Raw genomic sequence first — 12122 nt, forward strand, 5'->3', positions numbered from 1 at the left:
GTTAAAATAAGCGGGCCATCTTTGGTAATAGCAATACTATGTTCGTACTGGCAACTTAAACTGCCATCTAATGTTCGTGACTCCCAGCCATTTGCCTCCATCTGCATCTGCCAAGAACCAATATTTACCATGGGTTCAATGGTAATTGTCATACCTTCTTTCAACCGCACACCTTTTCCTTTCTCACCGTAATGAGCAAAGAAAGGTTCTTCATGAATAGTAGGACCAATACCATGAGCAATAAAATCTCTTACTACACTATACCCTTCACTTTCAACATAAGTCTGAATAGCGTAGCCTATATCACCTGTCCGGTTGCCAATTTTTGCTTGTTCAATGCCTAGGTATAATGCCTTTTTAGTAACATCCATTAACCTCTCAACTTCTTCAGACGACTCACCAACAACATACGCCCAACACGAATCAGAAATAGCGCCATCCAAATTGATACACATATCTACTTTGATTAAATCATTATTTTTTAAGATTTCTTTTTTAGGAAAACCATGACAAATTTGATCATTTACGCTAATACATGTGGCATACTTATAACCTTCAAAACCTATTTGTGCGGCCACTCCTCCGTGTGATTCAATAAAATCTCGAACAAACACCTCAATGTCCCATGTTGTTTTACCGGGTGCGATAAAATGTCTTAGCTCTTTATGAACATCCGCCAATAGTGCCCCCGATTTTTCCATTAATTCAATTTCTCTTGATGATTTTAATGTTATCATTTCTTATCTCCTGACTTTTATCTTCTAATAGATAAAACTATTATAGAACAATTGAATCTATTTGACATCTTTATTATTTAGTAAACATTTAACCAGTATTGGTATATAATTTAGGTGATAAGTTCTTCTAACAACTCAAAAAAGGAGACACTAACTATGACTAGCTTAGCAATTATTTTTACTATAAGCATCACCTTTATTTTTCCTTTAATTTCTTTTATCTATAGTTACAAGCAACATCGATTAAAAGTTTTTTTACTTGGAGGTTGTGCATTCATTATTTCTCAAGTAATACTACGTTTACCTTTACTAAGCTATTTAGCAACACATTCTGTCACTTATCATCAATTTCAGTTTGATCATATTGTTCTCTTCTCTTTATTTATAGGACTTTCAGCCGGAATTTTTGAAGAAATGACCCGTTTTTTATTCATGACCTACTTACTAAAACAGCAGCGTTCATTTAAAGATGGCTTGTTTTTTGGTTTTGGACATGGTGGGGTTGAAGCGTTGATTTTGGTTGGTATTCCTTTGTTAGTTACATTGACTAGTCACAACGGGGCACAACTACTAGGACCTACTCTATTTGTTAGTGGCATTGAGCGATTTTTTTCAATTCTTCTTCATGTCGGGCTCTCAATTGTTGTGATGTGGGGCGTCAAAGAAAACAAGAAAGGATACTTACTTCTAGCTATTTTAATTCATACGTTGACTGATTCATTGATTCCAATATTAACACAGTTCACGTCTCAGCCTGTTGTATTTCTAGAAGGAGTATTAATTATTGTTAGTTTAAGTTTATTTATGTTTTGTTTACATTTAAGAAAGAGGTGGCATATTAATGAAAAAAATAGTTAAAATCTGCTTATTTTTATGTGTTGGATTGTTCATTTTTACTGGCTGTAAATCGAAAGTAGACAGTGAAACAAGTGACAAATATACAAAAAAAGCAGAAAGTATTATTCAATTAATCAACGAAGGAGATAATGAAAAACTAAATGACTCCTTTGATAGTACGATGAAAGAAGGCATGACACCTGATAAATACAATCAAATCGCTGATATCATCGTCAATGCTGGTGAATTTCGTTCCTTTACTAAAAGTACGGTCTCAGAAAAAGATGACAAAGTTAGTGTTATTACCATGACAAAGTATGATAAAGCAACCATTACATTTACCATTAGTTTTAATAAAGAAGATAAAGTAGCTGGACTTTGGTTAAAATAATTCTAAAAAAATAGAGAGCGACTAGAAAAATTCGCTCTCTATCTTTAGTTCTCTTCAGAAAATCTCATCTTTAAATATTGGTTTTTCTGTTTTTTATGAGGGTCTCTCATCGCCTGTATTAATTGCTCTGATAATATTTTAGCGTAATTTTCAAAAGGAATTTCTAAAGTTTTAATTTGTGGACGAATACTTTTTAATAAATCAATGCCATCAAAACCAATAACCACAATCTCATCATTCACTTTTTTTCCTAAATCATAAACAGCTTGATAGCATCCTAAAGCCAAATTATCATCGCAGCAAAAAATAGCCGTTACTTCGTTGTTTTTTAATATTTGTTTAGTACTCTCATAGCCACCTGATACAGAAAAATCTGTTTCAACGATAATATCAGAATCTATCTCAATATTATATTTTTCTAAGACATCATAATAAGCACTAGAACGCTCCACAAAAGAATGACCTGATCCGTCATCTGTAATCAACCCTATCTTTTTATGATTCTTCCTAACTAACCATTCGATTGCTTGAACAACTGTTTCATATTCATTATAAAAAACATTGCCATAATCACTTTTATTAATCCCTGCATCAACAAATACCACTGGAATTCCTCGGTAAATACTATTCTTTATCATCTCTTTAGAAAAAATATTCGACGTAAAACAAAGAATTGATTCCACAGCTATTTGATGGTATCTTTCAAATAATTCTAGCTCTTCTTCTTGTTCTCCAGATGATTCACTAACCATCAAATGGTACCCACTATCACTCAAACTTCTTCTAATCAAATTAATGAGCGTTGCTGAAAATTGTTCTGTAATAAAAGGGACAATTACGCCAATTAGTTTTGATTCTTTTTTTATGATGTTTGAGGCGAAATAATTGGGAGTATATTGATTTTCTTCAACCACTTTCAACACTCTTTTTATTGTTTCTTCGCTGAAACGCCCACCTTTTTTATTTAAAATCTGTGAGACAGTTGTTATTGAAACACCTGACAATTCTGCAATTTCTCTGATTGTTAATGTCATTATTTATCACCTTCAACCTTAGTCTATCTTTTTACTTTACCATAATAGATAGCCTTTTCAATTATTCTTTTACAAAACCAACTTTAACTTACTTAAGTCACCATCAAAAAAATCGTATCGAGAGAAAGATTCCAATCGATACGATTTTTCCTATTTTTTATCAAGTACGATAGACTCTTCTCTATTTTTAGAATCACCTACAACTATTTGCGTACTACCCTTTGATTTCATATAAAAATTAAAAGTCATAAAATCTGCTATCTCAAGAAAATCATCCGCATCAACAGAAAGTAAAGCTCCATAATCTTTCATGTTCATACTAAGAATCATATTATCTCCTGATCTTTTTACTGTTTTCAGTGCCTTTTTGATGACCTTTTTTTCTGATGAAGATAAATCTGAAGACAACAATTCTTCTTCAATTTCTTTCAATGTGTCGTTTATATTATCTTCCTGTTCTGCTGCATCTAAGAAAGTCACTACTAAATTAGAGTCCTTAATAGGAAATAAGTACTCATTGTTACCAACTTTTTTTATTGGTCCATTAAAAGATACCTTTGTCTTACTTGAAAAGTCTGGAAAAGTCATTTCAGCATTATTTCCCTTAATTGAAATATCAATGCCTTCTTCTGTTGACGTCCATTCTCCTTTTAGAGGATTTCTATTAACTAACCAAAATCCTATAAGTAACACACACGCTATCCCAACTAAAATTGGCCATCTCTTTTTAACAACTTGAGTGACTTGATTAACTTGATTTTTCTTAGTTGTAGTTTGGCTTGGTATTTCTTGCTGAGCTACTTGCTCACCATCTAGCTTTATTTTTGCTCCACACTTTGCGCAAAATTTACTCTCACTTGGCAACTGTGTGCCGCAATTTGTACAAAACTTTGTCATTTTATTCTCCCCTAACTTACTTATATTTCTTTTTCTTTTACTATTTTCCCAGATTTTTTATCAACAATTTTGATATGACGACCTTCTTGAATTAATAGCGACTTATCTAAATCACTTAAAAATGAAGCTTCTGTTGATAAAACTTTTCCATCTTCATTTAAAACTGTTGCTTTTACTTTTTCTGGATTTTCTGTATTAGAATCTGGAATATAATAAATACCTTTAGGAAAAGAATAAGTGCCTCCCATAAAAACGTGGCGCTCGACAATCACACTTCCTTCACTATCGAGTATTTTTGTCGTAGGATTTTCAGTATCCATTGATGTATACATAAATAAATTAGTGCCATAAGCTTGTCCTAAAGAAGAATTCTCAAATGTTTCTCCAATTTTTTTTCCTTTAACATCCATTAACCCAAAAGAACCATTCTCACTATAAGCCATAACACCATGTTTGTTTGGTGCACTTAAGTAAGAATATTTAGCCTCAATCAACACATCACCCTTAATTGTTTTCAAACCATTTTTTTCTTTGTCATTAAAAACAACATATTTATGATCATCTGAAATCGTCAGATAAGAGCTTGACTCTAATGGCATTACTTCTTTAAGATTTTTATCCAAAATACCCGATTTTCCTAAACTATTGGTCACCACAAAATGATCGTCAAAATTATGAAGGCCATACATTGATTCATAAGACGTTTCCTTTACTGTGTTTCCCTTTAAATCAACAATCTCAAACTTTGATGTCTCACTATTCTTTTTAATACCTATCCATTGATCCGTTAAAATAACGCACTGATCATTGATTGGTTCGACAATTATTTCTCCTGTTTCAGAAATAATCCCCATTGAAGAATTTTTTATAAATGTCGTCATTGATTTTCCCATAAAAGGAGAAATCATATACTCGCCAGGTTCTAAAATGACTTTACCAGTTGAATCCATTAAACCTGTTAACGTGGAAAGCTCCTTTTCATCTCCATCGTTTTTCACTTGAAAATCCATTACACCATGTGTTGACTGCAATTCATCTGCAGTATAGGCATTCATATGATTGATGTTAAAGCGACCGATTGCTTCATATTTTGGTTCTAAAATAATGTCACCTTTACTATTAATTAAGCCCCATTTCATATTTTTTAAAAATGGACTTATTCCTTGGTCATTAAATGTAACTGTGGCAGAACCAATATCCTCATTAATCACTTTTAACTGGTGATCCATTAAACCAAAATGATCACCATTTTTATACGGAATACCTAATGCAGTACTTTCTTTTTTAGTTACTTTTTTCTTTGCTGTGCTTTCTTTTTCTGTTATTTTTACATCAGAAGAAGTAATGGAATTCTTCGAATCTGATGGCTTTTTAGTTGTTTGACTAAATAGATACCCACCAACTAAAGCCACTATGACAACTCCAACCACTAACATATATGACATTTTTTTCTTTTGAGGAACTTGCTTTGGTGTTAACTCAAGTGCTTCCCCTTGAATTGGAGCACCACATTTACTACAAAACTTGGCATTTTCAACAAGCGACGTTCCACACTTTGAACATTTTTTCATTGCTTAACTCCTTACGACTACCAACTAAGCATCACCCATCATTTTTAATAAAACATGCTTGGTGAAAATGAATCGGTGACGTTAGATAAAATATCTAAAATACTTGTTCCAACAATATCACCCATCATCATGCCAACAATAAGTTGAACAATAAAACTCACAATAATTACACCAATTGTCCAGTAAAATTTATTTTTAGTTGTATGATTTACACTCACCCAAAGGTTAGCAACAAAAGAAATACTTGTTAAGAAATACGTTAACAATAGGACAATCACAAATAGGAAACTAACACCAATTGTTGAAATAAACGATAGAATAAATCCAACAAAACTAGTATAAACAGCAAGACTTATTGGTGCATATACACGGTCGAAACTATCTAAAAAACTTGTTTCTTCTTTAAATAGTTTTCCTGATAACACATAAACTGTTGCCACACTAATTAATTGAGTCACCAAAATTAATAAAAATAATTGCAAGAACATTGGAAAGCTTGAATCAGCAATGCCTCTTGTTACAAATTTTGATGCTTTTCCAATCGAATGACTAATAGCTAAACTACTGAATAACGATACTAAAACATAGCTCACTAACCCGAAATACTCATTTGTGTTTCGACCACCAATCATTGGTTTGGCTAGATTTTTGTTAAGGTATGAAAAATAATTTTTACTATTGTCAGTTAATTGATTCACTGTTTCTTGGTTGATATTAATAAAAGGTGCTTGTTGTTGCTGTTGATTGTTATTTCCTTGATACTGATTGTTTTGTTGTTGTTGATAATTTGGTTGTTGTTCTTGTGTTACTTGTTGAGTTGGTTGAGCTTGTTGCACAGGTTCATGAGGCGTTACAACAGGTTCTACTACTGGTTCAACAACTGGCTCAATCACTGGTTCAGCGACTGGTTGATTTTCTTCTAGTATTTCTGTCACTACTTCTTCTTGAACAATCTGTTGTTCAACTGGTTCAATCACCGTTGTTACTTCTTTTTGTTCCGCCCCACAAAACGGACAAAATTTTACCTTCTCTTTAATTTCTTTCCCACAATTAATACAAAATTTCATTAGTTATTCCTCCAATTTAATAATTCCTAATTTATGTTTCCATGTTAATACTCTTAAAACAGATGCATCTAACTCATTTTCTGAATACTCTCCTGTTTGAACGGCATTCTTTACCACAGGTATTTGTGTGCGATAGCTTGAAGATAAAATCAAATCATTTCCAGATTTTAGTGCAGCAAGAGCAGCCTTTTCTTGATTTATAAAATCAGCCAATCCTGCCATATCCATATCATCTGTCATAATAACACCCTTAAAGTCTAACTCATCACGTAACACGTCGTGAATTTTAGGTGAGATAGAGGCTGGTACCTCTGAATCAATTGCATCAACAATGTTATGAGAGACTAAAATACTATCAGCCCCAGCTTCAATTCCTTTTTTAAATGGTGGATAGGAATTTGACTCGATATCTTCAAGGCTTCTAGTATCTCGTACTATTTCAGTATGAGAATCACGATTATCTCCGTAACCTGGAAAGTGTTTCAATGTTGAACCTATCTTGTCTTTTGTCAATTCTTCCACAACATCAACTACGTAATCGCTTGTTCCTTTAGCATCTAAACCAATTGTACGGTCATAAATAAAACTTTCAGGATCAACAGAAACATCAGCCACTGGAAATAATCCAGTATGAATGCCTAACTCTTTGAAAATATCAGCTTTTTTCTTTGTATCTGCTAAAACTGCTGACATTCCACCTTTTTTATAAAGTGTTTGAGGTGCTTGAAATTTGGTTGGTACAATTTTAGAATTGGTACTAATTCTTGTTACTGTTCCACCTTCCTCATCTGAGGCAACCATAAATGGTGTTTGACTAGCCTGTTGAAAATCATCTATTCTTTGTTTCAATGATTGTTTTGTTTGGCTTTCCATATCTCTACCAAATAATAAATAACCACCTAACTGAAAGGTTTCAATATCTTCTAACGCTTGTTGCTCTGGAACACGAGCAAGAAAAAGTTGACCGATTTTTTGATCTACGGACATCTCTTTAACCATCTCGTTTAACTGCTCATCCACACTTGGAGTCTTTTTTTCTGTCGTTTGTGTTGTCACAGTAGATTCACGTGTTTCTTCTTTAGACTCACGAGTTGTTTGACTCGTTTTAGTTTTTGACGCATTTTCTTTTGGGGCACTCAATAAATAAATAGCCACTCCCGAGAGCGTCACTAAAACAAGTCCAATCATGATACTTTTAGCTTTAAATGTCATTTATTTATGAAACACCTCCATTATCAACGACTTCAAAGTTCTCTGTTCCACCTAAATCAACAATTTCAAACCGTTCTTCTGCTTTGTTGTAAGTCATTGTTCCTTTGGTATATCTAAAGACTTGAACAACATCATCCATTTTATAAGATTTATAAACAGTTCGGTACTCAATTAGGTATTGAACTTGGTACGTATCTTTTCCTGTCATTGCCATTTTTTCTACTTTTGGTGTTCCTCTGACACTTGATTTTTCAGAGCTTGACCGAACGTCTCCTATAAATTTCAAGAAATCTTGGTAGTCCGCATTATCCTCACCACCAGCAAAATACTTCGCTAAGTCGGCTTTTTCCATTGCATTCATATCTGTATATTCACTTGTAAATGAAGACACATCACTATATAAACCATTTAAGAAAGACTCAACATCATCTTTTGATTTAATACCACCAATTTCAAGTGTTAGATTAGAACCATAATCCCCTTTTTCATACTCACTAGCTAAAAATTCTTGGGCATCTACTTTTCTAACCTCAGATTCTACCTCTTGTTTATCAAATTTCTTCTTAACTTGAACAGATAACCCTTGATGCCAAATAACATCTTTTACCTCAGCAGAGCCATTTTTAATATTAGCTACCTTTTTATTATCCACCATCACTTCCGCGTCTTCCACATTAGAAGTCACAGCAAAAGATACTTTATGTAAATCAAGTTTAATATGACTATTTGTTTCAAAATCAGTATTTTCAAACTGAACTAAATCAGCTTTAGAATCTGTGGATACATTTTTAAGTGTTCCTTTAATGGCGTATTTCCCAGGAGTTAGTGGTCCAACTTTTAACTCTTTGTTCTTTACTTCTCCCTGTTTTTTACCATCAATCTCTACAGTCACACCGGGCTGTTGCGCCTCAATTGTTAAATAGACAGGTTCCACTTCTAAAGCGTATTTATCAAACAAAGCAAAAGCTTTCCCATCTGGTTTAACTTTCAAATCTGATACATTTTTATTGGTGCTCATATTACTAACAAGATTCGAAAACTTCTCTTTTTGTTGGTCATCTTTATAATAATCTGTCATCTTTTTCAAATTATCAGATGTTATTTTATAACTCGGATCATTAGATACCATAATTTCAGACCACTTAGCTGGATCTTTGGTTTTAATTGTTTCTATCATACGACTAACTTGTTGATCATAACTAAAATAATAATTGCCGTAAGAATATAGTCCTACAATAGAAGCAACACCAGCACCAACAATGATTAATCCAACTTTTTTCTTTTTAGACATAGGTTGTTTTGGTTGCACTGGTTGCTGATAAGAGCTAGGTATTTGTTCTATTTGATTCAATGGTGCATTACTTATAACTGGTGCTTCTGGTTGGTTGACAGGTTGTTCTGTGCTACCTTCTAGCCCTTCTCGTAAATCAGATCCACATTCTTCACAAAATACTGAATCACCGTCATTTTTATGGCCACAGTTCCAGCAAAAATTCATAAAAATCTCCTCCTTAAGAAAATAAAAAACCCCAATCAATTATATATTTTACCATAGATAATATGTGGTAAGTTATATAAAACAAAATTGTGTCGGTTATTTTATAATAAAATTAGTTTAAGCTACTTTTTTTAAAAGGCAGCAAAAAACACTCCCTAAAAAGTGAGTGCCCTAGACTTGTTCTTCTAATCTATTTAATCTCAAAAAATACTTCACCATTTATATTAGAAAATGAAATAAGCCCTGGTTTGCCTTTTTCAGCTTGTCCGTACATTCTATATTGGTATTCACCGTTGACATAGACTTTTCCATCATTTTTAAAACCATCTAAATCTCTAATAGAGTAAGAATACCCTAACTCATTGCCATCAATAGTTAAAGATTTAGCTACATCCGGTAATACAATGCCTTTATCTTTATGAACATCCTCAACATTAAAAACGGACGTGTACGTCATAAATTCTGAATGTTCCTTTATACCACCTATATTACGTTTTAAAGTATCAAGTTTCACATCCCCATACTCCATTGCCTTGATTTCTTCTTCAGCCTCTATCCCGCGCTTAACATCAGTAAGTTTAGCCGTTAATTTTTCATTGTTATGAAACAAAGGTTGAAACGTTAAGGTGTCTCTCATTGGAACGGGATTACTTCTCGCTCCTTTTTTTGATACGGATGATTCCTTTTCTTCACTCTGAATACGTCCATTCCCCTGATCATATTTTAATTCTTTGTTTTCTTTTTCTAGTATTACTATTTTTGATTCCAAGTCCTTTATTTGCTGACTTTCTGATGAACATCCTGCAACAATTAAACCTAAACTCAAACAAGAAACACCTAAACAAATTTTTTTCATTGATACTCCCCCAAAAAATATACTCAGATTCCAATATAACATGAGGAGAAATAAAATAACAAGAATCTAGAAATTATTGCTTAAAAACACTCTATTTATGTAAAAAAAAGCAAGTATTCATCAACTGAACACTTGCTTCTATTCATCTAATCTATGTATTTTTAATAACCATCGTTTCCATAATCAATACAGCTTTTTCTGTATTATTCACAGTTTTTTCATAACGATCATATACTTCTTTCCATCTAATAACATCAATTGGGTTTTCTTCTTCAGTAAACAACTCTTTAATCTTAGCGCTATGGATAACGTCTGCTTGGCCTTCTAATTCAACCACTTTTTTTATCATATCACCAATTTTTTTAGTACTTTTAAATTTAGAGAATTCCTTAGTAACTACTGTTAGTCCTTCAACAATTTCAACAATCAAACGTGACATATTAATTGATTTTTCTGCTACTGCTTGAATCGCTAAATTATCAAATAAATAAGGGAGGTCATTTATAGAATCTAAAACATCATCTATTGCTGATGTAATTACCACAATATCTTCTCTATCTATTGGTGTGATGAATGAATGATTTAACTCATACATGATTTCAGCCACAATCGCATCCCCAGATTTTTCAAGTTCATGTATTTTAGAACCATGTTCTTTCAAGTAATCTCTCGAATAATTATTAATGATGTCATCTAATACAAGTGATGCTTCTTTTGTCTTTAGTGACAATTGATACATTGCATCAAAGTAGTCATATCCTTTTTTTCTTGCCATCCTTGATTCCTCCTAAAATATTGAAACAAAAAATTTTGCCATAAAGTAAGCAATAAGTCCACAGCCAGGAAAAGTTAATACCCACGCCATTACCATCTCTTTTACGATCTTCCAGTTAACACTAGACATTCGTTTAGCTGCGCCAACTCCCATAATAGCAGTTGTTTTAGTATGCGTTGTCGAAACCGGAATACCAAACATTGAGGCACCAAATAAGCAAATTGCTGCACTTAAATCAGCTGAAAAGCCTTGATATTTTTCAAGTTTTACCATATCCATACCAACAGATTTGATGATTTTCATGCCACCAACAGATGTTCCTAATCCCATCACTAGGGAACAAACAACCATGACCCATATTGGAATGACAAACCCACCTGTAGCCGTTTTTTCAGCTAAGCCATTGTAAAATAACCCTAGCATAAAAACACCCATAAATTTTTGTCCATCTTGCACACCATGTAAGAAAGACATGGCCGCAGCACCACCTGCTTGCCCAAATGTAAATATTTTATTGGTTTTACGTCGTTCAACATGGAAAAAGACAGTTTCTACTATTTTTGTAACAACATAGCCGCCAAAAAAGCCAAATATAGTTGAAACAAATAGACCAATGATAACTTTCATCCATTCATTCATATTAACCGCGCCAATACCTCCTAAGGCCATAGCTGAGCCTGTTAAACCGGCAATTAACGCATGACTTTCACTCGTTGGAATACCAAACCACCACGCAGCTACTGACCAAACTACAATTGAGAAGAGTGACGCAGCTAGTGCTACTTGAGCAGCATTGCCAGTCCCTTCAAAATGAACCATCTTACTAATCGTCTCAGCTACTTGAGCATTAAACATGGTCATAATCAATGCACCCAAGAAGTTACAAACAACAGCCATGCCAATCGCTACATTTGGCCTTAATACCCTAGTTGAGATAGCGGTTGCAATAGCGTTTGGCGCATCTGTCCAACCATTAACAAATATAACCCCAATAACTAAAATTAGTGTAATTACTAAAGAAACACTCATTCATTTCATCTACCTTTTTCTCTGATTTTCCTCACACTTGTTAATCATATCATATTGAAAAATTAAATAAATATTTATTTTTAGTTGTTTTTGGATTGATTATTGTCATAGTTCTTATTAAGGTAAACAAGCATGCACAAAGGTTTATTTAGGTATTTTATTTGAAAGTAATTTACAGTAAACTATTGAATCAATTCAGTATCTAGATTAAACTTATT

Annotated in this window: 12 protein-coding genes; 2 read left to right on the plus strand and 10 right to left on the minus strand. The window is 33.1% G+C overall.

Annotated elements, in window-relative coordinates:
* A partial coding sequence (gene map / locus RR554_RS09920) for a type I methionyl aminopeptidase (RefSeq protein WP_332467930.1) occupies window positions 1-737 on the minus strand: 737 nt, incomplete at its 3' end.
* A gap of 156 nt (window positions 738-893) precedes the next feature.
* On the opposite strand from map, the gene RR554_RS09925 reads away from it, so the two are divergent.
* A complete protein-coding gene (locus RR554_RS09925) occupies window positions 894-1595 on the plus strand; it encodes a YhfC family glutamic-type intramembrane protease (RefSeq protein ID WP_332464117.1) in 702 nt (233 codons plus the stop codon).
* A complete protein-coding gene (locus tag RR554_RS09930; RefSeq protein ID WP_332464116.1) occupies window positions 1579-1965 on the plus strand; it encodes a DUF3887 domain-containing protein in 387 nt (128 codons plus the stop codon). The genes RR554_RS09925 and RR554_RS09930 overlap by 17 nt, the downstream gene beginning before the upstream one ends.
* Before the next feature lie 44 nt (window positions 1966-2009).
* Here the strand turns inward: RR554_RS09930 and RR554_RS09935 are convergent, their stop codons facing one another.
* The 9 genes from RR554_RS09935 to RR554_RS09975 all read right to left on the minus strand — a co-directional run bounded on the left by RR554_RS09935 (window position 2010) and on the right by RR554_RS09975 (window position 11904).
* Window positions 2010-2999, minus strand: coding sequence for a LacI family DNA-binding transcriptional regulator (locus RR554_RS09935; RefSeq protein ID WP_332464115.1), 990 nt, complete (start codon window positions 2997-2999; stop codon window positions 2010-2012).
* Window positions 3000-3149: 150 nt separating this feature from the next.
* Complete coding sequence (locus RR554_RS09940; RefSeq protein WP_332464114.1) at window positions 3150-3896, minus strand: zinc-ribbon domain-containing protein; 747 nt, start codon at window positions 3894-3896, stop codon at window positions 3150-3152.
* Window positions 3897-3916: 20 nt separating this feature from the next.
* Window positions 3917-5467: a WG repeat-containing protein gene (locus RR554_RS09945; RefSeq protein ID WP_332467931.1), complete on the minus strand. Its 1551-nt coding sequence runs from the start codon at window positions 5465-5467 to the stop codon at window positions 3917-3919.
* Window positions 5468-5511: 44 nt separating this feature from the next.
* The gene (locus RR554_RS09950; RefSeq protein ID WP_332464112.1) at window positions 5512-6534 is read right to left on the minus strand and encodes a zinc ribbon domain-containing protein; all 1023 of its coding nucleotides are present in this window, start codon (window positions 6532-6534) and stop codon (window positions 5512-5514) included.
* Window positions 6535-6537: 3 nt separating this feature from the next.
* Window positions 6538-7746, minus strand: coding sequence for a glycoside hydrolase family 3 protein (locus tag RR554_RS09955; protein ID WP_332467932.1), 1209 nt, complete (start codon window positions 7744-7746; stop codon window positions 6538-6540).
* A 4-nt stretch (window positions 7747-7750) separates the two neighbouring features.
* Window positions 7751-9244, minus strand: coding sequence for a zinc ribbon domain-containing protein (locus tag RR554_RS09960; RefSeq protein WP_332467933.1), 1494 nt, complete (start codon window positions 9242-9244; stop codon window positions 7751-7753).
* Between the two features lie 190 nt (window positions 9245-9434).
* Window positions 9435-10100: a hypothetical protein gene (locus RR554_RS09965; RefSeq protein ID WP_332464109.1), complete on the minus strand. Its 666-nt coding sequence runs from the start codon at window positions 10098-10100 to the stop codon at window positions 9435-9437.
* Between the two features lie 151 nt (window positions 10101-10251).
* Window positions 10252-10875, minus strand: coding sequence for a DUF47 domain-containing protein (locus RR554_RS09970; RefSeq protein ID WP_332464108.1), 624 nt, complete (start codon window positions 10873-10875; stop codon window positions 10252-10254).
* 12 nt (window positions 10876-10887) lie between these two features.
* Complete coding sequence (locus RR554_RS09975; protein WP_332467934.1) at window positions 10888-11904, minus strand: inorganic phosphate transporter; 1017 nt, start codon at window positions 11902-11904, stop codon at window positions 10888-10890.
* Window positions 11905-12122: the final 218 nt, after the last annotated feature.

Origin of the sequence: Vagococcus sp. (assembly GCF_036639995.1) — a bacterium.
GTDB lineage: Bacteria > Bacillota > Bacilli > Lactobacillales > Vagococcaceae > Vagococcus.

Coding starts and splice junctions, on each gene's coding strand:
- RR554_RS09950 (WP_332464112.1), bottom strand. CDS start 6,534: ATGAAATTTTGTATTAATTGTGGGAAAGAAATTAAAGAGAAGGTAAAA.
- RR554_RS09970 (WP_332464108.1), bottom strand. CDS start 10,875: ATGGCAAGAAAAAAAGGATATGACTACTTTGATGCAATGTATCAATTG.
- RR554_RS09945 (WP_332467931.1), bottom strand. CDS start 5,467: ATGAAAAAATGTTCAAAGTGTGGAACGTCGCTTGTTGAAAATGCCAAG.
- RR554_RS09965 (WP_332464109.1), bottom strand. CDS start 10,100: ATGAAAAAAATTTGTTTAGGTGTTTCTTGTTTGAGTTTAGGTTTAATT.
- RR554_RS09975 (WP_332467934.1), bottom strand. CDS start 11,904: ATGAGTGTTTCTTTAGTAATTACACTAATTTTAGTTATTGGGGTTATA.
- RR554_RS09940 (WP_332464114.1), bottom strand. CDS start 3,896: ATGACAAAGTTTTGTACAAATTGCGGCACACAGTTGCCAAGTGAGAGT.
- RR554_RS09925 (WP_332464117.1), top strand. CDS start 894: ATGACTAGCTTAGCAATTATTTTTACTATAAGCATCACCTTTATTTTT.
- RR554_RS09930 (WP_332464116.1), top strand. CDS start 1,579: ATGAAAAAAATAGTTAAAATCTGCTTATTTTTATGTGTTGGATTGTTC.
- RR554_RS09955 (WP_332467932.1), bottom strand. CDS start 7,746: ATGACATTTAAAGCTAAAAGTATCATGATTGGACTTGTTTTAGTGACG.
- RR554_RS09935 (WP_332464115.1), bottom strand. CDS start 2,999: ATGACATTAACAATCAGAGAAATTGCAGAATTGTCAGGTGTTTCAATA.
- RR554_RS09960 (WP_332467933.1), bottom strand. CDS start 9,244: ATGAATTTTTGCTGGAACTGTGGCCATAAAAATGACGGTGATTCAGTA.